Here is a 21534-nt window from a genome sequence, read left to right as displayed (position 1 = left end):
CCCGGTTCAGCGATTGACCATGGACATCACCTCGGCGGCGTAACGCAAGCCGCTGACCTTGCCGCCGGCGAACGCCGCGTCCAGCGTGGCCAGATCGCCGGCGCTCAGCGCCACCTCCGCCGCGCCCAGGTTGTCGCGCAGGTTCGCCTGTTTGCGCGCGCCGGGGATGGCGACGATGTCTTCCCCCTGCGCCAGCAGCCAAGCCAGCGCCAGCTGGGCAGGGCTGCAGCCCTTGGCCGCGGCCAGCTCTCTCACCTTGTCCACCAACTGCAGATTGCGCTGGAAATTCTCGCCCTGGAAACGCGGATTGCCGCGGCGAAAGTCGTCGGCGGCGAAATCGTCGGGGCTCTTGATCGCGCCGGTCAGAAAGCCGCGCCCCAGCGGACTGTAAGCGACGAAACCGACGCCCAGCTCGCGGCAGGCGGCCAATACGCCGTCTTCCGGATCGCGCGTCCACAGCGAATATTCGCTCTGCAGCGCGTGGATGGGATGGACGGCCGCGGCGCGGCGCAGCGTGGCGGCGGACGCTTCCGACAAGCCCAGCCAGCGCACCTTGCCGGCCTTGACCAGATCGGCCATCGCGCCGACGGTTTCCTCAATGGGCACGTCGGGATCGATGCGGTGCTGGTAGTAGAGGTCGATATGATCGACACCCAGCCGCTTCAGGCTGCCCTCGCAGCTGGCGCGCACGTATTCCGGGCGGCCGTTGACGCCGCGCTTGGCCGGATCGGCCGAGTCCATCACGATGCCGAACTTGGTGGCCAGCACCACCTCGCCGCGGCGGCGGGCCAGCAGCTTGGCCAGCAGCTGCTCGTTGGTGTGCGGGCCGTACATGTCGGCGGTGTCGAGGAAGTTGACGCCGAGATCCAGCGCCGCGTCCAGCGTCGCCAGCGATTCGGCGTCGTCGTGCGGGCCATAGAAAGCGCTCATGCCCATGCAACCCAGACCCAGCTCCGAAACCTGCGGGCCGCCCCGGCCCAGCGTGCGTTTTTGCATCGCCATCGCTCCTGATGTGGAAAGTGACGTCAGCATAGAAGATGGCGATAAGCCGATAAATGGCTCAAAATGACAAACATTATTTATCCAGGCTTCACAATGTCGCGAATTCCGCATGACACGCTGCAGGCTTTCCGCACCATCGCCCGCCACCGCAGCTTCACACGCGCCGGCGCGGAGCTGGGCGTCAGCGCCTCCGCGCTGAGCCAGAGCCTGCGCCAACTGGAGGAGGCGCTGGGCGTGCCGCTGCTGACACGCACCACGCGCCAGGTGGCGCCGACCGAGGCCGGCGAGGCGCTGCTGGCGCGGTTGTCGCCGGCGCTGGACGAAATCGCCGCGGTGCTGGAGGAAACCCGGCAGAGCCGCGGCCAGCCGGCCGGCCAACTGCGTGTCACCCTGCCCCACACCGCCGCCCAGCTGCTGTTCTATCCGGCGCTGGCCGATTTCGCCGCCCGCCATCCCAAGCTGCGGCTGGAGCTGGATGTCAACAACGGTCTGGTCGACATCGTCGCCCAGCGCTTCGACGCCGGCGTCCGCTTCGGCGAGGCATTGCAGGCCGGCATGCAGGCGCTGCCGGTCAGCCGGCCGCTACGCTTCGTCGTCGCCGCTTCGCCGGACTATCTGCGCCGCCGCGGCGCGCCCAAAGCGCCCCAGGACCTTCTCTGCCACGACTGCCTGGGCTATCGCTTCGGCGGCGGCGGGCAATACCGCTGGCAGTTCGCCGCCGCCGGCCAGACGCTCCAATTGGCGGTCGATGGCCCGTTGATCGCCAACGACAATATGGCGCTGCTGCACGCGGCGCTGGAGGGCGCCGGCCTGGCCTACCTGGCCGAGCCGCTGATCGCGCCCTGGATAGCCGAAGGCAGGCTCGCCGTGGTGCTGGACGATCACATGCCGCCTGCCGAGGCGCTGTACCTGTACTACCCGCACCGGCCGCGGCAAACGGCCAAGCTCAGGGCGCTGATCGCCTTCCTGCGCGAACGCGCCGGCCTGCCGCAGGCGTAAAAAACCCGCCGTACGGCGGGCGGGAAGAAATGATCGGCGCGAACTCAGCGCGACTGCCGCGCCAGACGCCAGGCGGCGTCCTGCTTGTGGTAGCCCAGCAGATAATAGGCGGCCACCAGGAACACCAGCCAGCCGGGACCGACGATCAGCGCGACGCGGGTGTCCGGGAAGTAAGCCATCAGAGCGATCACCAGCGCGAGGAAGCCCAGCGTCAGGTAGGAACCGTACGGCCACAGCGGCATGCGGTGGCTGATGGATGCCAGTTCCTTGGCCGACAGCGAGCGGCGGAAACGCAGCTGCGCCAGCAGGATGATCAGCCAGGTCCACACCGCGCCGAAAGTGGAGATCGCCGTCAGCCAGGTGAACACCTCCTTCGGCGCCAGGTAGTTCAGCAACACGCCGAGCAGCAGCGCGGCCACCGACATCAGCAGCGCCGGCACCGGCACGCCGCTTCGGGAAACGCGGGCGAACACGGGCAACGCCTGCTTCTGCTCGGCCAGATTGAACAGCATGCGGCCGGTGCTGAAGATGCCGCTGTTGCACGAGGACAGCGCGGCGGTCAGCACCACGAAGTTGATGATGCCGGCGGCTGCCGGAATGCCCATGCTCTCGAAAGTCAGCACGAAGGGGCTGCCGCGGGTGCCCAGCTCGTTCCATGGATAGATGGACAGGATCACGAACAGCGCGCCGACGTAGAAAATCAGGATGCGCCAGAACACCGAATCCACCGCGCGCGCCAGCGCCTTCTTCGGATTCTTCGCCTCGCCGGCGGTCAGGCCCAGCATTTCCACGCCCAGGTAGGCGAACATCACCATCTGCAGCGACATCAGCACGCCGGAAAAACCGTTGGGCATGAAGCCGCCGTGCGCCCACAGATTGGAGATGCCGGTTGCCACGCCGTGGTTGCCGAAGCCGAACAGGATCATCGCAAAGCCGCCGATGATCATCAGCACGATGGTGACGATCTTGATCAGCGCGAACCAGAATTCGAATTCGCCGTAGGCCTTCACCGCGATGAAATTGACGCCGCCCATCGCCAGCATCGCCGCCAGCGCCCAATACCAGGACGGCACATCCGGGAACCAGATGCCCATGTAGACCCCGACGGCGGTGATTTCCGCCATGCAGGTCACCAGCCACAGGAACCAGTAGTTCCAGCCGGTGAGATAGCCGGCCAAGGGGCCGAGGTAGTCTTGCGCGTAGCGGCTGAACGAGCCGGCCACCGGGTTGTGGATGGCCATTTCGCCCAGCGCGCGCATGATCATGAAAATGGCGAGGCCGCCGAGGCCGTAGGCCAGCATGATGGCCGGGCCGGCCATCTTGATCGCGGTGGCGGACCCGAGGAACAGGCCGACGCCTATCGTCGCGCCCAGCGCCATCAGGTTGATATGCCTCTCCTCCAGCCCGCGGTGCAGGGTCTGTTGTTCTCCTGGCATGCAATGCTCCTTGTGTAAGCGTTGAAGTCCCGGCTGTCGTTTTGTCGCCGCGGACAGAGCGCCTGGTCCTGCGTTGGCGCGCCTGCGCTCAGGCGTTCTGTTGCGGCTTATTTTTTGCCGGTCAATGACAAACTATTTTACATATATTCATATCGATATGAATAATCGAGCACATTAAAACCTTGATTCAACATTTTCAAGCACACAAAAAGCCAAGCAATCCATCCATCGCGTCAAGATGAATGACGCGCGCCCGATGCCGCGGACGCAAAAAAGCCCGGACTCTCATCCGGGCTTCGATCAATATCCGGCTACAAGCCGCTTCAGGCCTTGGCTTTGGACTTGCCCTTGGCCGGCTTGTCCTCGACCGCGGCCTCCTCCCGCTCCCAGGCTTCCTTGTACGGGCGGCCGTAGTAGCTGTCCAGCAGCAGCTGCCTCAGCTCGCTGATCAGCGGGTAGCGCGGGTTGGCGCCGGTGCACTGGTCGTCGAAGGCGGCTTCGGCCACTTCGTCCAGCTTGGCCAGGAAGTCCGATTCGGCGACGCCGGCGGCCTGGATCGACGCCGGGATGCCCAGCGTCTGCTTCAGCTCATCCACCCACTCGATCAGCTTCTCGACGCGCTGGTGGTCGCGGCTGGCCTCCAGGCCCAGGTGGCGGGCGATCTCGGCGTAGCGCGCCACGCTCTTCGGCCGGTCATACTGGCTGAAGGCGGTCTGCTTGGTCGGCACGTCGGCGGCGTTGTAGCGGATCACGTTGCTGATCAGCAGCGCGTTGGCCAGGCCGTGCGCCAGGCCGAACTCGGCGCCGATCTTGTGCGCCATCGAGTGGCAGACGCCGAGGAAGGCGTTGGCGAAGGCGACGCCGGCGATGGTGGCGGCGTTGTGCACCTGTTCGCGCGCCTTCGGGTCCTTGGCGCCGTTCAGGTAGGACGACGGCAGGTATTCCTTCAGCAGCTTCAGCGCTTGCAGCGCCTGCGGGTCGGAATACTCGTTGGCCATCACCGAGACATAGGCTTCCAGCGCGTGGGTCACCGCGTCGATGCCGCCGAAAGCGGTCAGCGACTTGGGCATGTTCATCACCAGATTGGCGTCGACGATGGCCATGTTCGGGGTCAGCTCGTAGTCGGCGATCGGATATTTCACGCCGGTCGTCTCATCGGTGACCACGGCGAACGGCGTCACTTCCGAACCGGTGCCGGAGGTGGTGGGCACCGCCACCATCATCGCTTTCCGGCCCAGTTTCGGGAACTGGTAGATGCGCTTGCGGATGTCCATGAAGCGCAGCGCCAGATCGGCGAAATGGACTTCCGGATGCTCGTACATCACCCACATGATCTTGGCGGCGTCCATCGGCGAGCCGCCGCCTATCGCCATGATCACGTCCGGTTTGAAGGCATGGGCCAGGTCGGTGCCCTTGCGCACCACCGCCAGCGTCGGATCGGCCGGCACCTCGAAGAAGGTTTCCACCTCCAGGCCCATCTTCTTCAGCAGGCGGATCGGTTCGTCGACGAAGCCGTTCTCGAACAGGTACTGGCCGGTGACGATCAGGCAGCGTTTCTTGCCGGCCAGATCTTCCAGCGCCACCGGCAGGCAGCCGCGGCGGAAGTAGATGGACTTCGGCAGCTTGTGCCACAGCATGTTCTCAGCCCTCTTGGCGACGGTTTTCTTGTTGATCAGGTGTTTGGGGCCGACGTTCTCCGAAATGGAGTTGCCGCCCCAGGAGCCGCAACCCAGCGTCAGCGACGGCGCCAGGCTGAAGTTGTACAGATCGCCGATGCCGCCTTGCGAGGACGGGGTGTTGATCAGGATGCGGGCGGTCTTCATCTTGTCGCCGAAATAGCGCACCCGTTCTTCCTGCAGATCCTGGTCGGTATACAGCGCCGAGGTGTGCCCGATGCCGCCCATGACCACCAGCGCGGCGGCCTTGTCGCAGGCGTCGAGGAAGTTCTTGGCGCGATACATCGCCAGCGTGGGCGACAGTTTTTCGTGGGCGAAGGCTTCCTTCTCCGACACTTCGGTCACCTCGCCGATCAGCACCTTGGTGGTCGGCGGCACTTCGATGCCGGCCATCGCGGCGATCTTGGCCGCGCTCTGGCCGACGATGGCAGCGTTCAGGCTGCCGTCCTGCAAGATCACCTTGCGCACGGCTTCGGCTTCGCTCTTGGACAGAATGTAGCCGCCGTGCTTGGAGAAGCGATCGCGCACCGCGTCGTAGATTTCATCGACGATGATCACCGACTGCTCCGACGCGCACACCACGCCGTTGTCGAAAGTCTTGGACATCAGGATCGAGGCGACCGCGCGCTTGATGTCGGCGGTTTCGTCGATCACGGCCGGGGTGTTGCCGGCGCCGACGCCGATGGCGGGCTTGCCGGACGAGTAAGCGGCCTTCACCATGCCCGGGCCGCCGGTGGCCAGGATCAGGTTGACGTCGGGGTGGTGCATCAGCTGGTTGGACAGCGCGACCGACGGCTCGTCGATCCAGCCTATGATGTCCTGCGGCGCGCCGGCGGCGACGGCGGCTTCCAACACCAGCCGGGCGGCTTCGCAAGTGGAGCGGCGCGCGCGCGGGTGCGGCGAGAAGATGATGCCGTTGCGGGTTTTCAGCGAGATCAGCGCCTTGAAGATGGCGGTGGAGGTCGGGTTGGTGGTGGGCACGATGCCGCACAGCACGCCGATGGGCTCGGCGATGGTGATGGTACCGAAGGTGTCGTCCTCGGACAGCACGCCGCAGGTCTTCTCGTCCTTGTACTTGTTGTAGATGTACTCGGAGGCGAAGTGGTTCTTGATCACCTTGTCTTCCATAACCCCCATGCCGGTTTCGGAAACGGCCATCCGCGCCAGCGGGATGCGGGCGTCGGCGGCGGCCAGCGCCGCGCTGCGGAAGATGTGGTCCACCTGCTCCTGCGTGAACTGCGCGAACGCCGCCTGCGCCTTTTTGACGCGGGCCACCAGGGCGTCGAGTTCGATCTGATTGCTGACTGCCATTTTGTCTCTCCAAGAACCAAATGAAATTGCCGAGCGTTTGATTTTCGTTTTCGCTATAAAATTTTCGAATTCGAAAAAATATCAGCCAAAACGCCATCCATCACCGCCGCGCGATGACGACGCCATCCAACCCTTTGTAGCGGAGCCATTACATCCGAAACGCGATACGCTGATGAAATTCAGTGGGTTCATCGCGCATCGCCGCTGGCTCGCTTGATTCATGACTATCCTAATCCGTTTTCGGATATTCGTTTTTGCGCATGGCCAAACAATTTCCGCTTTTCCCGCAAAAAGAGCGCCGCTTGGGCGCTCCTGGAATGGTCCTGGTGAAAACCGCTGTAACGGGCATGCTACCGGAGCGGACTCAACGCCCCATGAAGGCGTAGTGGAAGTAGCGGCCGCTGCGCGTCAGCTCGCGGATGCGCGCCGGATCGGTCTCGCCGTTGATATTGGTGATCACCAGCTTGCCGCGGCCTTGCTTCAGATCGTTGTTGAAGTCGTAATATCCGCCCAGCACCGCCAGCCTGCCCGCCTCCACCTCGCCGGAGAACTTCAGGATGGCGCCCTCCACCTGGTTGTTGATGTTGATCAGCGCGCCGTTGGTGGCGTCGATTCCCTTGGGAATCTCGATATTGTCCAGCTCCTTCTGCACCGCCGGCCCCAGATTGCTGTAGTCGCCGGCCGCCGCCTTGATCGCGCCGCAGCCGGTGTGGCTGACGAACATCAGTAGCGGGGTGCGCAGGTCGCGCACGCCGTATTCTATCGATCCTTCGGAGCTGGCCAGCTGATTGCCCAGATTGCTGATCACGAACAGGTCGGCGTCGGCCTCCCCGCCCAGCATGCCCACGTTGCCGCCGGGACTGGAACAGGCGACCACCGTCGCCCTGGGCGCGGCGCGTCCTCCCAGCTTGGCCAGATAGCCCGGCGAATGCTTGGCGATATAAGCGCTGTTGGCCTTGAGGATGCTGCCGACCACGCCCTTCACCTGTCCGGCTTCGCCGGCCGCCTTCTCGACATGCTTGGCCGGGCGGCGCGGCTTGACCCGGTGCGCGGCCCGCGGCTTGCCGCCCGGCGCCCGCACTTCCGGGCTGGGCTGGCTCAGATCGCGCGTCGGCGGCTTGGCCATCGGCACGCCGGGCTCCATTTTCTCCGGCGCGGCCTTGGCCGGCTCCGCCTTCTTCGCCGCTTCCGCCGCCGGCTTGGCGGCCTCCGTCGGCTTACCTTCCGGCTTGGCTTCCGCCGGTTTCGCCTCGGCGGCCGGCTTCGCGGCCGGCGCGGCGCCGTGCTCCGCGGCCTGCGGGGGCTTGTTCAGCTTCAGCGGCAGCTTGATCACCTGCTGCACCTGGTTGCCGGACGCGTCGTCGGCCCAGGCCGCCTGCAGGCTCAGCAGCAACGGCAACATCATGCAAGATCCGATCAGCCGTGGGCTCATGCTCGATTCCTTACGTCATTCACAATCATTTCTATTCTGCATCATCGACCATGGCGGGGAAAGCCGCCAGCCGCCTTTCACGCCTGCCGCCGCTGGCTCATCCACACGCCGGCGAATACCAGCGCCCCGGCCGCGCCCTGCCAGGCTTGCAATTTCTCGTCCAACAACAGCCAGGCCATGGCGACTGTGAACACCGGTATCAGATTGTTGAAGGCGCCGGCTCGCGCCACCGGAATCCGCGACACCGCCCAGGTGTAGAGCCCGTAAGCGCCCAGCGTGATCGCCGCGCCCAGGTACAGCACCCACAGACTGGGAACCAGCAGCAGCCTGTCCGGCCAGACGCCCCACGGCGTCAGCATCGCCAATCCGAACCAGGCGCAGCCGGCCAGCGTCTGCACGCCGGTCAGCGCCAGCGGCGAATAACGGACCGACAAGCGCTTGGCGATCAACACATAGCCGCTGGCGCAGATCATCGCGCAGAACTCCAGCGCATTGCCCAGCAGCGGATCCGGCGCGCCCGGCCCGGCCTGGCTGTCCATGCTCAGCCAGATCACGCCGGCGAAAGACAGCGCGATGCCCAGCCACACTTGCCTCGGCTGGCGCTCATGCAGGAACAGGGCGGCGCCCGCCGCCATCATCATCGGCAACGTGGCGGTGATCACGCCGGCCTGCGACGCGCTGGTATGCATCAGCGCGTTGGCCTCGAACAGAAAGTACAGGCAAGGCTCGCACAAGCCCATCGCCAGCAGCCACGGCCAGTCGCCCTTGCGGTAATGCCAGGCGATGCGCCCTCCCATCGCCAGCGGCAGCAGGCACAGCGTGGCGATGGCCATGCGCGCGAACAGCACCGCCAGCGGATGGTAGAACTGGAATACGTATTTCAGAACGATGAAGGCGCTGGACCACAGGAACATGGCCAGCGTCAGGGCGAGATAAGGCAAGATGTCTCCCGATGCGGTTGGCGGGCCGTCTGCGCGGCCCTATGCGGGAGACATTGTTTCAGAAGACGAGGATGGCTGTCGAATGCCCCTCGCGCCGGAAGATGGGCGTCGTCATCTCAATCCGCCTGCAGCGCGAAAGCCGGCGCGCGCCTTGGCATGGCGTTCATGCTCAGCCGCCAGAAGAGCAAGGCCAGCAAACTGATGGAAAACCCCAATCCGCATACGCCCAGCCAGCTCCAGCGCGCATACATGGCTGTCGACCCGATCGCCCCCAGGCCGCTGCCCACCGAATAAAACAGCATATAGCATCCGATCAGCCGGCTATGCGCATCCGAGCGCGAGCTCAAGATCATGCTTTGGTTGACCACATGTATGGCCTGTCCGCCCAAGTCCAGCAAGATGATGCCCACGATCAGCAGCCATATGCTGTAGTCCATCAAGGCGATGGCGGGCCAAGACAGCAGCAGGCAGGCCAACGCCCAGGCAGTGGTCTTCTGTCCCAGTCCTCTGTCGGTGAGATGCCCCGCCCTGGCAGCCGCCAGCGCGCCGATCACGCCCACCAAGCCGAATGCGCCGATCGCGGTATGCGTCATCGAATACGGCGCGGCGCTCAGCGGCAGCACCAGCGCGCTCCAGAACGTACTGAAAGCGGCAAACATCAGCATGGCCAGCACTCCGCGTATCCACAATACTTTTTCCCGCCACAGCAGCGTGAACATGGACCCCAGCAATGCCTGGTAAGAGATGCCCGTGTCGGCGCGCGGCGTATTGGGCAGCAATAGCCTCAGGAAACACAGCATCAGCAACGCAAAAAGCGCCGACACCAGGTAGACCATCCGCCACCCCAGCACATCGCTGACAAAACCGGCCAGCACGCGCGCCATCAGCAGGCCGATGACCACGCCGCTCTGCGCCGCGCCGACCACTCGCCCTCTCTGCTCAGGCGGCGCCAACACCGCCGAATACGCGATCAGTCCCTGGGTCATGGCGGTACCCAGCATTCCGACCCCCACCATGGCCGCAAGCAGCAGCCACAGCGAGTTCGCGCTGCATACCAGCGCCAGCGCCAGCATCAGCGCCACCAATTGCAGCGTCACCAGCCGCTTCCTGTCCAGCAGATCGCCAAGCGGCACCACAAAGAACAGCGCTAGCGCACACCCCAGCTGGGTGGCGGTAATCACCCCGCCGACCATCGCATGCGAAATGCCAAAATCGGCCGCGATCGCATCCAGAAGCGGCTGCGCATAGTAAACATTGGCGACACTGGCCGCGCAGCATATCGCCAGCAACCAAACTATCGAAACGCTTAGCCCGCTGGCGGCGCGCTTGCTCAGGCCCGCCACACCATCATGACTCATAGTATCCACCTCTCATTGTGGTTTTATTTTGAAACCAAATTGATTATAAGCAGTCCATATCGTGCAAGACAATGGCCAATTGGCTCAAAGTCCTGTACTCCTAAACTTCAACCGGCATACAATTCTAAAAATTCAACAGGTAACGCTTATGAGCAGACGGAAAACCTTATCCGACTCGCCATGCCCGGTCGCGCGCGCAGTCGACATAATCGGCGATCGGTGGTCATTGTTGATCATCAGAGATGCATTTGATGGTCTGCGCCGTTTTGGAGAATTTCAATCCAACTTAGGAATGGCCAAAAATATACTAGCTGATCGTCTAAAAATGCTAACAGAGAATGGCATCATTCAAACGGTTCCGGCATCTGATGGAACGGCCTATCAGGAATACGTGCTGACTCGCAAGGGAGAAGGTTTATTCCCGATAATCGTCATGTATCGGCAATGGGGCGAGTGCAACTTATACAAGAGCGATGAAAATCACTCCAGTTTGATCTACAAACATAATCGCCAGCCCGTAGGTGCCATTCACTTGGCGACGGAAAATGGCGCAAAACTGCAAAAAGACGACACTACCGTCAAGAAAATCGCCTGAGCATCCGATGCTAAAATGAAAATGCCAAACCACCGCAGAAGCATGCCCTCCTCAAGGGATAAAGATCATGCTTCTGCGGCCTGCGCCCGCTCAGGCCATGGCCCGGATTAAGCTCAAAGCGCGATCCATTTCCGCAGGCGTATTGACAATGCCTGCTGAAAAGCGCGCATAAGACTTACCATAGGGAGTCGAGCTGGCAATCACTGCCTTTTCCCTCAAACGCGACACCACTTCTTTTGGGCTAACCCCATTGACTTCGAAACACACGAAGCCCGCAGACAGATCTCTATTCAAAGGCGTATGTAAAGTCACATGCGACATCCTGGATAGCCCCTCTTTAAGCTGGCCATTCAAATCCAGAATACGATCCGCGACCCTTTTTTTACCAATTTGTCGATGAAACTGGAAAGCCTCAACCGTAGCCCATTGATTTTCATAGGCAAAAAAACCGCCGGGACTCACCCATGCCGCTTGGGTAGGACCATGTGGAGCCCTCTCTTCACGCCATGCGGTGCTTAGCTCCGGATCCATCAGCGAAGGAATGGTTGGCTGCACCAAAGCCCAGTTTTCTGGCTTGGCCCAAACAATCCCGTTGCCATGCGGACCCAAAATCCATTTATGCGTTCCCGCGGAAAAGAAATCGCCGCCTTGCAAAGCGATATCCTCGTCAAGCACGCCAAAACCATGCACGCCGTCAACGATCAGCAATAGCCTGTCGCTCTCATCGCGAGTCTGGTTAATTTTGGCCACTTCTGCCGCCAATTCTCTGATCGGCAATACCACGCCTGTACCGGAATGTACCCAGGTTACGCCCAAAATCTTGGTGTGCGGTTTTATCTCCTTGACCAAACGCGACACCATCTCAGGCCCGGATGCTTTCGCGCTGGACTCATACAGGGTAACTTTTCGGACATGCCCACCCCATTTATTTACTGCCAACCGCATAGACTCATGATGAGGATAAAATTCATGAGTGGTAGTCAAGATCTCCTGCTCAGGCTTCAATCGTAGACCATTATAAATTAGCGCCAATCCAACTGTCGTGCTGCTAGTCAATGCGATTTCATTCGGACGGCCACCAACATATTCAGCCGCCGCGCCAGCCACGCTACGCCAAAGTTTATCCTGCTCGAGAGCAAACATGTTATCGTCAAGGAAGGAGTATGGATTCAAATCCAGCTCGCGTCGATACTTATCTATTGCATTTCGAACACTTGCCGGATGCGATGCCAGGAAAAAGTTAGACAAGTGTATCAAGTCGGGACTCAGTAAAAACTGCTGTCGCACTGATGCCCAATCCATAGGATTAAACTCTGCGACACGCGCAACAGATTGAGCCACAGCCCCAGCCTGAGCCACGCCCGAAAACCCGATGGCAGCGCCTGCCAAAGTCGCGCTTGCTGAATTAATCAAAAAATTTCGACGACTATTCAAAACCACTCTCCTGACAAAGATTTAGTTAAAATTTTTCCTACCGAGACTGAGTCTTAAAATCGAAATACGTTCGGACTCGATGCCCGTAAAGTCCAACAATCAGTCCCAACAAAATAAAAACCATTGCCGCCAATTTAACGGCACCTACGGTTTCACCGAAAATAGCAATAGAACCAAGCATGCCGAAAATAGGCACCATCAATGACAGCGGCGCCACTGTGGAAACTGGATATTTTTTCAATAATGAATTCCATACCCAGTAGCCAAATAATGTTGTCGGGTAGACTTGAAACAAAATAGAAAATAGTGCCTTACCATCAAAATGGTTGAAAAGCCTCACATAACCAACCCAGCCATGCTCAAAATATGAAATCAAAAATAAAGGGATAGGAGAAAATAAGCTGGACCATACCAAAAACTCAAAAATTTGGCGCACTGCTATTTTTTTTACGAGAACATTAGCCACACTCCATGATGCGGCCCCCAATACCACCAGCACAACCCCGGCATAAGTCACGCTGCCATCTGTCACCGCTATGATCAACGCCAAGCCAAGCAATGCGATCCCCATCCCATAAATTTGATATGGAGACAAACGCTCTTTAAAAACCCAAGCGCCAAGCAGCATGGTAAAAAAGGCGCTAAATTGAAGTATCAGGGAAGCAATGCCTGCGGAAATTCCCACCTGAATGCCAACATTAACGACACCCCACAATCCGACCCCGAATATCAAGCCATACAGTGCCATATACTTCAATGGCACAGAAGGCCGCTTGATAAAAAAGACCGCAGGCAACGCACACAACGCAAACCTCAAACCAGCCAGCACAAATGGATCCACCGAGGACAAGCCTATTTTTATTACTGAAAAATTGACCCCCCAAATGGCCATTACGAATATGGCGAGAAAGAAATGACTCAGCTTCATAGGCTGTTACCCCAATTGTATTAAAAAGCGATCGGCACTATGTGTAGAGCAACTATCTCAACCTCTGATTAGCAAACCGACTTTTACTTAGCAGGGATATGTTTTCCAATATCCGGGTGCCAGAAATAGAAACATCATCAACTGAACACTCAGTGCTGCGACAGGCATGATTTCAATCCGCAGCTCTGGCCAATTCGCTGCAATGCATATTTTTATATGGTTCGGCATGAATCAGACAATGATGATAATGATCTCCAAACCATAGGACAGGCGGACCAATGAAACCCTACCGGGTCGGCACGCCCAGTTTTCTTTAGCTGGAGTCCAAGCTGCAGCGCGAGCGTTGGCAGGACCAACAGCTCAATATGAATTTAATTCAAAATGGATATCATGATGACATTCATGGTATCAAAATGCAACCAGAGTCATGAAAACGCGCATGCCTCCGTATCATTCGAGCACGATTGCCCAAGAGCCTGTTCAAAGTCTTTTCGCGAACAGCGCTGGCGGAGCAGCGCATGAAGATCTGCCTCCAATTCCGCCAGTCTCCCGCTCAGCGGCCCCGCGTCCGGGCCAAGACTGCCGAATCCCTGCTCGCCCTTCGCTGGTTCGCATCCATCGACAAGACTCGCAAGGTTTCGCTCAGCCCCGCGGCAATGGCTGGCAGAGGCTCCCGCCATCTAAGTCGGAAACATTGCCGTCCGACTCTTCCCAGACGCTCGCAGACATGATGGCCATGAATGCCCGTCTCATTCTCCTCGACGCCGCGGCAAACCCATCCCGGAACGCAGCGGAGATGCCCCTCGCGCAAGCTCTTGCACATGGCGCCTGTCGATCGCCTGCCTGAAACACCATTCAGACCAATCGCGCATCGCTCTCCTAAATATCATCGCGCCGGCATGTTCCGCGGGATGGCTCGCCAGCATCGCGCGCCCTTCGGACACCAAGCCCCCGAATCCGCTCAAGAGCCTCGCTCTCATCGCGGCACACTCGCCGGGCATGTTCGCTAATCCCTTGCCACCACCAATCCCGGTATGCTCTCAAGATTTTCCTAAGCATTTTCGCCTCCACAACTGTTTAATTTTTTTACCAAACTAAGATGCTATCGGATGTGATTCATTTGAAAAATCCTATATCCCGTGACAAACTGTTCATGAAATGAGAACAAACTACCTACCCGACTCCCAAGCGCTGCTTGCCTTCGACGCGCTGGTCCGCCGCGGCAGCTTCACCGCCGCCGCCGAAGAGCTGGACTGCACCAAGAGCCGGGTCAGCCAACTGGTGAAAGCGCTGGAGAAACAGTTCGGCACAGTGCTGGTGCTGCGCAATACCCGCCGCGTGGCGCTGACCGAAGCCGGCCAGCGGCTGGCCGTGCACGCCCGCGAGTTGCGCTGCCTGCTGGAGCGGGCCCGGATAGACATCAATGAGGCTGACGGCGAGGTCAGCGGACCGCTGGTGATCAGCTCCATCACCTCCTTCGCCCAATACCTGCTGGCCCCCATCCTGGCCGAGCTGGCGGTGCTGCATCCCGGCCTGCAACTGAAGCTGCAGGTGGAAAACCGGCTGCAGGATCCGATCTCCGAGGGGCTGGATTTCTGCGTCCGCACCCGCAACATCCACGACGACGCGCTGGTGGCCAAGCCGCTGGGGCTGGTGCGCGAGTGGGCGTTCGCCTCGCCTGACTACCTGGCCAAGGCGCCGCCGCTCGAGACGCCCGACGACCTGCCGCTGCACCGCATCCTGCTGGACACCAGCCGCCCCAAACTGCGCGACACGCCGGAGTGGCTGCTGGAAAAGGACGGCCAGCAGAAGCAGGTTCGGGTGCAGCCGGTGCTCAGCAGCCACCAGTACGCGCCACTGCTGTCCGCCGCCATCGCCGGCAGCGGCGTCGCGCTGCTGCCGGCCTACGTCGCCAGCGAGCACCTGAAAAGCGGCCGCCTGGCTCCGGTGCTGCCGGGCTGGAGCCACGACTGCTGGCCGGTCTACCTGGTCTACCCCTACCGCCACCCTCTACCGCGCAAATACGAAGCCTTCATCCAGCACGTGGTGCCGCGGATGCGCGCGCTGCTTGAAGCCGGCATTGATCCAGGCCAAAGCGGCATTCGGCCGCCATCGCCAGAATGAGCGCCATTCGCGCCGGCGCCGCGCCGGCCTAAGAGCCTGTTCAAAGTCTCGCTAGCTCGCGCGAGACAAGGCGAAAACGGCTGACAGAAGCGGAATGCACATACGGTGAACATTCTGAAGATGCTTTCAACGCCGTATCGCCGACGCGCAGCAGGCTTTGAACAGGCATGAACAAGGAGAATGCAATGGAACATCGCGACATCGTCATCGTCGGCGGCGGCATGGTGGGCAGCGCGCTGGGCGCCGCGCTGAGCGGGCAGGGATTGTCGGTCTGCGTGCTGGAAAGAGAGGCCCCCGCGCCGTTCGCGCCGGAGCAGGCGCCCGATCTGCGGGTGTCGGCGATCAGCCCGGCCTCCGCCTCCTTTCTGCGGACCATAGGCGCCTGGGAGCCAGTGCTGGCGATGCGCGCCGCACCCTACCGCCGGATGCAGGTATGGGAAGGCGACGAGGCCGCAGGCACACTGTTCGACGCCGACGAAGCCGGCGTGGCGGAACTGGGCCACATCGTGGAAAACCGCGTGGTTCAGCTGGCCGCCACCGCGGCGCTGAAGGGCAAGGGCGACATCGACTACCGCTGTCCGGCCATAGTGTCGGAAATCGTCTACCGGCCCCAGGCCTCGCAACTGACGCTGTCCGATGGCGGCCGGATTCAGGCCCGCTTGCTGATCGCCGCCGACGGCGCCCGTTCGCAGGTGCGCGACGCCGCCGGCATCGGCGTCACCGGCTGGGATTACCCGATGCAGGCGCTGGTGCTGTCCTGCCGGATGGAGGGCGGCCAGCAGGACATCACCTGGCAACGCTTCACCCCCGACGGCCCGCAGGCCTTCCTGCCGCTGACCGGGGATGCGGCCTCCCTGGTGTGGTACCACCGGCCGGAAGAGGTGAAGCGCTTGCTGGCGCTGGGCGACGACGAGTTGATCGCCGCGGTCAGCCAGGCTTTTCCGCGCAAGCTGCCCGGCATCCGGGAATTGACCGCGCGCGGCAGCTTCGGCCTGACCCGCCGCCATGCCCAATGCTACGTCAAGGACGGCGTGGCGCTGGCCGGCGACGCCGCCCACACCATCCATCCGCTGGCCGGCCAGGGCGTCAACCTGGGCTTCCAGGACGCCGCCGCGCTGGCCCGGACCATTCTGGACGCCCGCGCCAAGGGAGAGGATTGGGCCTGCGGGAAGACGCTGGCGCGCTACCAGCGCGCGCGCAAGCCGGCCAATCTGGCGATGCAGGCCGGCATGGACGCGTTCTGCTATGGCTTTTCCAACGACATCGGTCCGCTGCGCCTGCTGCGCGGCCTGGGGCTCAGGCTGGCGGACAAGGCCGGCCCGCTGAAGCGCGAGGCGATCCGCTACGCGCTGGGGCTGCGCGCCTGATCGATTTTTCCATTCATGCTAGGATCGGGAAAATTTTTCCTCTCCCGGCATGTTCATGAACCCATTCCACTTTCGCGCCGCCATCGGCCTGCTGCAAGGAATCGCGCTTTACGCGCTGTACCGCGCGTCGGACCATGGCGGCTGGCTGGCCCTCCACCCGCTGCTGTTCTCGCCGCTGCTGCTCGCCGCCGCGTCTCTGCCCCTGCTGTGCCAGACCGGGGTCGGCGCGCTGCGCCCCTCCCGGCTGGCGGCCTGGCTGGCGGGACTGGCCCTGGCCGTCGCAGTCGTCGGCGCGCATGACCGCTGGCGCGTCGGGCTGGAGCACGCCGCGCGCTCGGACCTGATGCCGGGGGCGCTGGCGATGCTGGGCGTCGCCACGCTGCTGTTCATCGCCTGGCCGCTGATCCTGGCCGGCGAAAGCGAGCGGCGCTGGCGGGCGTCCTACCCCGCCTATTTCGACACCGCCTGGAAGCTTGGCCTGCAGCTGATGTTTTCCGGCCTGTTCGTCGGCGTGTTCTGGCTGATCCTGAATCTGGGCGCCGAGCTGTTCGCCCTGGTGGGCATAGGCGGCCTGCGCCGGCTGATAGGCGAAGCCGAGTTCGCGATACCGGCCAGCACGCTGGCGCTGTCGGCCGGCCTGCATCTGAGCGATGTCCGCCCGGGCATCATCCAGGGGCTGCGCTCGCTGCTGCTGACCCTGCTGTCCTGGCTGCTGCCCTTGCTTGCCCTGTTGATCGGCGCCTTTCTCGCGCTGCTGCCTTTCACCGGGCTGGACAGCCTGTGGAAGACCGGCCACGCCTCCGCGCTGTTGCTCGGCGCGAGCGGGCTGCTGATCTTTCTGCTGAACACCGCCTACCAGGACGGCAACGAGCAGCCCAGCCGCGTCATCCGGCTCAGCCTGCGCGCCGCCTGCCTGCTGCTCGCGCCGCTGCAGGCGCTGGCCGCCTACGCGCTGGCGCTGCGCGTCGGCCAGTATGGCTGGTCGCCGGACCGGGTGTTCGCCGCCAGCCTCGTCATCCTCGGCGCCTGCTACGCCGTCGGCTACGGCTGGGCGGCCTTGCGTCGGCAGGCCGGGCTCGCCGGCGTGGCCTGCGCCAACATCGGCGCCGCCTGGCTATCGCTCGCCCTGCTGGCCGCCGTGCTAACGCCGCTGGCCGACCCGGCGCGGATCTCGGTGTCCAGCCAGTTGTCCCGGCTGCAAGCCGGCCGCGTGGCCGCGGAGCGCTTCGACTTCGATTTCCTGCGCTATCAGGGGCTGCGCTATGGCCATGCGGCCCTGCTGCGGCTGAGGGACGATTCCGGCGTCGACGGCGCCATCCGCCGCAAGGCCGGCGACGCGCTAAGCGAGGACAAGCCCCAGCCCAAGCCTCCGGCCCAGGCGGTCCGCCCGCGCGGCCCGGCCCCGCTGCCGGCCGGCTTCCTGGCCCAGGACTGGAAACAAGCCGCCAAGCGAACCGGCGAACTGCCGTCCTGCCTGCTGGACGGCCGGAATGAATGCGACGCCTATGTCGGCGACTACAGCGGCGGCGGCAAGCCGGAAGTGCTGCTGGCGGAAAAGCTTGCCGCCCGCTTGTCGCTGTTACAGCGCAACGCCCAGGGCCTGTGGACGCTCGCCGCCACCTACGACCTTCCCGCCGCCTGCCCGGCCCCGCTGGAAGCGCTGGCGGCGGGACTGGCGCGAGCCGTTCCCCCGCTGCTGCCCGACCTGGACGCCGGAGGGCTGCGGCTGCGGCCGCGCTATCCCTACGCGCCGCAGGAATGCCCAGTCGCTAAAAAATAAGCGGAGCGCGCCGCCCCGCGCGCAGAAATCGAAATAAACGGACGGAATCCGATCGTCAAGACGGCCCGCCTCCCGATACCATGCAAACACAGGCGGCTGTCCCCTCTCCGGGCCAGGCCGCCCCTCCGTCCCACCGCAATGGAGCCGCGCCATGTCTTTCATCGACGATCACGACCACTCCGCCTGCCAGCGCCCGCTCGACCGCGTCCGGCCCTTCGACGCCGCCGCCTTCGAAAAAGCGGTGGCCGACATGCTGACCGCCAGCGGCATCGCCATCGACCCCATCCACACCGGCAAGACCGCCCAGCGCGTGCGCGAGCTGTGGCAGAAGCGCCTGCTGGACGGCTACGACACCGTCCCCGCCGAGGCGCTGGGCAGCGGCTTCGCCGACGACCGCCGCGACATGGTGGTGATACGCAGCCTGGCGGTCCACGGCATGTGCCCGCACCACTTGCTGCCCTTCCGCGGCGTCGCCCACGTCGCCTATCTGCCCGGCGGCCGGCTGCACGGCTTCGGCCGCATCGCGCGGATGGTGGACGCCATCAGCCATCGCTACACCTATCAGGAATGGATCACCCACGAGATTTCGCGCACTCTGGTCGAGCATGGCGGGGCGCGCGGCGCCGCCTGCCTGATCGAGGCCGAGCAGCTGTGCCTGCTGATGGGGGAAAACCGCCGCGGCGACGAGCGGGTGATCACCCAGTGCTACGCCGGCGATTTCGAAACCGACGCCAACGCCCGCAACGAATTCCTGCGCGCGATCGAGCGCTGAACGGCGGGCGTGAAAAAGGCCGCTGCCCGGAGGGGGAGCGGCCTTGATGTCTTTGGCGCCTAATCCAGCAAGCCGCCGGATTCGGACTTCGGCGAGCGCCTGAGCAGGCCGTCCACCACGGTTTGAGGATCATGCCCCTGGTACAGCAGGCCGCACACCGCGGCGGTGATCGGCATGTCCACCTGCAGCCGCTCGGCCATGGTCAGCACCTCGCGCGCGGTGGCGACGCCCTCGGCCACGTGGCCCAGTTCGTCCAGCACCTGCTGCAGCGGCTTGCCTTCGGCCAGTTTCAGGCCCACCTGGCGGTTGCGCGACAGCGCGCCGGTGCAGGTGAGGATCAGGTCGCCCATGCCGGACAGGCCCATCATGGTCTGCGAGCTGGCGCCCAGCGCCATCGCGAGCCGGGTGATCTCTGCCAGCCCGCGGGTAATCAGAGCCGCGCGCGCGTTCAAGCCGAAATTCAGCCCGTCGGCGACGCCGGTGGCGATCGCCATCACGTTCTTCACCGCTCCGCCCACCTCGACGCCGACAAGGTCGTCGTTGGCGTACAGTCGCAGCAGCGGGCTGTGCAGCTCGCGCGCGACGCTGGCGGCGAACTCGGCGTGGTCGGAGGCGATGGCCGCCGCCGCCGGCAGGCCCTGCGCCACTTCGCGAGCGAAGCTGGGGCCGGACAACGCGCCATACAGGTGGCCGGCCGGCAGCTCCTCCTCCGCCACCTGGTGCGGCAGCAGGCTGGAGCCGGCCTCGAAGCCCTTGCACGCCCACAGGATGGGCGGCGGCGGCGCCTCCAGCGCCACCAGAGACTTCAGCGTGGGCCGCAGCCCCGCCATCGGCGTGACGATCAGCGCCAGCTCCGCGTCATGCGTAGCGGCCGCGAGGTCCGACGACAGCGTCAACGGCTCCGGAAACGGGCAGTCGGGCAGGTAACGCTGGTTTACCCGCTCCGCGTCCATCCGCCGGATCTGTTCAGCGTCGCGCGCCCACAAGGTCACCTGGTGGTGACGGGCAAAAGCTATCGCCAGCGCGCTGCCCCATGCGCCGGCGCCGAGAATCGCCAGTTTCATCCGCGGTCCTTACAAGCCCCAGAGATCGGTAATACGAGCATAGCCGACGCTGCCGTCGCGGTGGCGCACTTTGGCCCAGCCGTTCTGCGGGGCCTCCTGCAGCTCCAGCACGCCGTCCTTGGGCACCGTGAACAGCAGCTTGCCGTCCTCCGCGCCCCGGTCGCGCACGCCGGCCTGGGCCGACACCACCAGCAACCAGCGCTGCTTGGACAGCGCCGCGGCCGGAATCCAGGCGATGCCGCCGGTGGCGTCGCGCACGCGCGACCACTCCTTCTGGCTCTGCAGCACCTCGACCGGATAATAGCGGCTGACCGCGAACAGCTTTTTCGCGCTCAGCGAAGGCGCCTCGTACAGCGCGACGCCGGTTTCCTTGACCGAACGGAATTCCAGGGCATGGACGGACGGGGCCGCCAACGCGGACGCCAGCAACAGCGGCAGAAGGAGACGCTTCATGGCTGGCCTCAGGCGTTGCCGGCTTCGGCTTGCTGAGCGCGCTGCTGCATGTACAGCGCTTCGAAGTTGATCGGGGCCAGCAGCACCGGCGGGAAGCCGGCGCGGTTCACCACGCTGGACACGGTCTCGCGGGCGTACGGGAACAGGATGTTCGGGCAGGCGACGCCGAGGATCGGATCCAGGTCTTCGCCCGGGATGTTGCGGATCTGGAAGATGCCGGCCTGGGCCACTTCGCACAGGAACATGTTCTTTTCCGGCAGCTTGGCGGTCACAGTGACGGTCAGGGTCACTTCGAAATAGCCGTCGTCCAGCTGTTGGCCGGCGCTGGCCAGCTGCATGTCGATTTCCGGCTGAGCCTGTTCAAGGAACACCTGCGGCGCGTTCGGCACCTCCAGCGAGATGTCCTTCACGTAGATTTTTTCGATGGAAAACGCCGGTTGCAGCTCTTGTTGTTCGCTCATGTTCTTTCTCGCAAAAACCGTCTCATGACGGCAGAATTTTATGGGTACATCGGCGGGCATCATCGCACGAAAGCCGCGCGGCGGCCAATCGCGGCAAAGCCCCGCCGCTCAGTCCGCCAGCAGCGGGTCCAGCTTGCCGGAATGATTCAGCGCCACCAGCTCGTCGCAGCCGCCGACATGGGTCTCGCCGATGAAGATCTGCGGCACGGTGCGGCGGCCGGTCAGCGCCATCATCTTGTCGCGCGCGTCCGGATCGAGGTCGATGCGGATCTCGGTGATGCCGCTGACGCCCTTGCTGGCCAAGAGTTGCTTGGCGCGCACGCAGTAGGGGCAGACCGCGGTGGTGTACATGGTTACCGGTTTCATGGTTCTCGCCTGAAAATTCGATCGCCGACGATTAT

The 21534-nt window shown here is 63.0% G+C and carries 19 protein-coding genes; 7 read left to right on the top strand and 12 right to left on the bottom strand.

What is annotated here, in order from left to right:
- Positions 1 to 6: 6 nt before the first annotated feature.
- The gene (locus VL52_RS13810; protein ID WP_046157554.1) at positions 7 to 996 is read right to left on the bottom strand and encodes an aldo/keto reductase; all 990 of its coding nucleotides are present in this window, start codon (positions 994 to 996) and stop codon (positions 7 to 9) included.
- Between the two features lie 99 nt (positions 997 to 1095).
- Here VL52_RS13810 and VL52_RS13805 point away from each other — a divergent pair, with 99 nt between their 5' ends.
- Entirely contained in the window at positions 1096 to 2001 is a 906-nt protein-coding gene (locus tag VL52_RS13805; RefSeq protein WP_046157553.1) for a LysR family transcriptional regulator, read from the top strand.
- A gap of 44 nt (positions 2002 to 2045) precedes the next feature.
- Here VL52_RS13805 and VL52_RS13800 read toward each other — a convergent pair whose 3' ends face one another.
- Positions 2046 to 3437 (bottom strand): amino acid permease, encoded by a 1392-nt coding sequence (locus tag VL52_RS13800; protein ID WP_046157552.1) that lies wholly within the window; start codon positions 3435 to 3437, stop codon positions 2046 to 2048.
- Between the two features lie 323 nt (positions 3438 to 3760).
- Complete coding sequence (gene adhE / locus VL52_RS13795; protein ID WP_046157551.1) at positions 3761 to 6424, bottom strand: bifunctional acetaldehyde-CoA/alcohol dehydrogenase; 2664 nt, start codon at positions 6422 to 6424, stop codon at positions 3761 to 3763.
- Here adhE and VL52_RS24565 point away from each other — a divergent pair.
- Entirely contained in the window at positions 6411 to 6641 is a 231-nt protein-coding gene (locus tag VL52_RS24565) for a hypothetical protein (protein ID WP_144410250.1), read from the top strand. The genes adhE and VL52_RS24565 overlap by 14 nt on opposite strands.
- A 147-nt stretch (positions 6642 to 6788) precedes the next feature.
- Here VL52_RS24565 and VL52_RS23345 read toward each other — a convergent pair whose 3' ends face one another.
- The 3 genes from VL52_RS23345 to VL52_RS13780 all read right to left on the bottom strand — a co-directional run bounded on the left by VL52_RS23345 (position 6789) and on the right by VL52_RS13780 (position 10155).
- On the bottom strand, positions 6789 to 7856 hold the full coding sequence (locus VL52_RS23345; protein WP_144410249.1) for a carbonic anhydrase: 1068 nt from the start codon (positions 7854 to 7856) through the stop codon (positions 6789 to 6791).
- A gap of 77 nt (positions 7857 to 7933) precedes the next feature.
- On the bottom strand, positions 7934 to 8797 hold the full coding sequence (locus tag VL52_RS13785; RefSeq protein ID WP_235429297.1) for a DMT family transporter: 864 nt from the start codon (positions 8795 to 8797) through the stop codon (positions 7934 to 7936).
- A 116-nt stretch (positions 8798 to 8913) separates the two neighbouring features.
- Positions 8914 to 10155 (bottom strand): MFS transporter, encoded by a 1242-nt coding sequence (locus VL52_RS13780; RefSeq protein ID WP_046157549.1) that lies wholly within the window; start codon positions 10153 to 10155, stop codon positions 8914 to 8916.
- 148 nt (positions 10156 to 10303) lie between these two features.
- Here VL52_RS13780 and VL52_RS13775 point away from each other — a divergent pair, with 148 nt between their 5' ends.
- Positions 10304 to 10750 carry a winged helix-turn-helix transcriptional regulator gene (locus tag VL52_RS13775; RefSeq protein ID WP_031296826.1) on the top strand — a complete coding sequence of 149 codons (447 nt, stop codon included), beginning with the start codon at positions 10304 to 10306 and terminating at the stop codon, positions 10748 to 10750.
- Between the two features lie 90 nt (positions 10751 to 10840).
- Here VL52_RS13775 and VL52_RS13770 read toward each other — a convergent pair whose 3' ends face one another.
- Together VL52_RS13770 and VL52_RS13765 are read right to left on the bottom strand one after the other, a co-directional pair.
- Complete coding sequence (locus tag VL52_RS13770) at positions 10841 to 12184, bottom strand: aminotransferase class V-fold PLP-dependent enzyme (RefSeq protein ID WP_200896019.1); 1344 nt, start codon at positions 12182 to 12184, stop codon at positions 10841 to 10843.
- A 37-nt stretch (positions 12185 to 12221) separates the two neighbouring features.
- A complete protein-coding gene (locus VL52_RS13765) occupies positions 12222 to 13112 on the bottom strand; it encodes an EamA family transporter (RefSeq protein WP_046157548.1) in 891 nt (296 codons plus the stop codon).
- 1158 nt (positions 13113 to 14270) lie between these two features.
- On the opposite strand from VL52_RS13765, the gene VL52_RS13760 reads away from it, so the two are divergent.
- The 4 genes from VL52_RS13760 to folE all read left to right on the top strand — a co-directional run bounded on the left by VL52_RS13760 (position 14271) and on the right by folE (position 19155).
- Positions 14271 to 15236 (top strand): LysR family transcriptional regulator, encoded by a 966-nt coding sequence (locus VL52_RS13760; protein ID WP_046157547.1) that lies wholly within the window; start codon positions 14271 to 14273, stop codon positions 15234 to 15236.
- Between the two features lie 185 nt (positions 15237 to 15421).
- Positions 15422 to 16603, top strand: coding sequence for an FAD-dependent monooxygenase (locus VL52_RS13755; RefSeq protein WP_082113744.1), 1182 nt, complete (start codon positions 15422 to 15424; stop codon positions 16601 to 16603).
- A 55-nt stretch (positions 16604 to 16658) separates the two neighbouring features.
- Positions 16659 to 18383 carry a DUF4153 domain-containing protein gene (locus VL52_RS13750; RefSeq protein WP_144410248.1) on the top strand — a complete coding sequence of 575 codons (1725 nt, stop codon included), beginning with the start codon at positions 16659 to 16661 and terminating at the stop codon, positions 18381 to 18383.
- A gap of 151 nt (positions 18384 to 18534) precedes the next feature.
- Positions 18535 to 19155, top strand: a complete 621-nt coding sequence (gene folE, locus VL52_RS13745) for a GTP cyclohydrolase I FolE (protein WP_046157544.1) — start codon at positions 18535 to 18537, stop codon at positions 19153 to 19155.
- Between the two features lie 59 nt (positions 19156 to 19214).
- Here the strand turns inward: folE and VL52_RS13740 are convergent, their stop codons facing one another.
- The 4 genes from VL52_RS13740 to grxC all read right to left on the bottom strand — a co-directional run bounded on the left by VL52_RS13740 (position 19215) and on the right by grxC (position 21499).
- The gene (locus VL52_RS13740; RefSeq protein WP_046157543.1) at positions 19215 to 20219 is read right to left on the bottom strand and encodes an NAD(P)H-dependent glycerol-3-phosphate dehydrogenase; all 1005 of its coding nucleotides are present in this window, start codon (positions 20217 to 20219) and stop codon (positions 19215 to 19217) included.
- 9 nt (positions 20220 to 20228) lie between these two features.
- Complete coding sequence (locus VL52_RS13735; protein WP_046157542.1) at positions 20229 to 20672, bottom strand: SH3 domain-containing protein; 444 nt, start codon at positions 20670 to 20672, stop codon at positions 20229 to 20231.
- 8 nt (positions 20673 to 20680) lie between these two features.
- On the bottom strand, positions 20681 to 21133 hold the full coding sequence (gene secB, locus VL52_RS13730) for a protein-export chaperone SecB (RefSeq protein ID WP_021478518.1): 453 nt from the start codon (positions 21131 to 21133) through the stop codon (positions 20681 to 20683).
- Positions 21134 to 21241: 108 nt separating this feature from the next.
- The gene (gene grxC, locus VL52_RS13725) at positions 21242 to 21499 is read right to left on the bottom strand and encodes a glutaredoxin 3 (protein ID WP_031296824.1); all 258 of its coding nucleotides are present in this window, start codon (positions 21497 to 21499) and stop codon (positions 21242 to 21244) included.
- Between the last annotated feature and the right edge of the window lie 35 nt (positions 21500 to 21534).

Source organism: Chromobacterium vaccinii, from assembly GCF_000971335.1.
GTDB classification, from domain to species: Bacteria; Pseudomonadota; Gammaproteobacteria; order Burkholderiales; family Chromobacteriaceae; genus Chromobacterium; species Chromobacterium vaccinii.
This window is presented reverse-complemented; position numbering and strand designations above follow the sequence as displayed.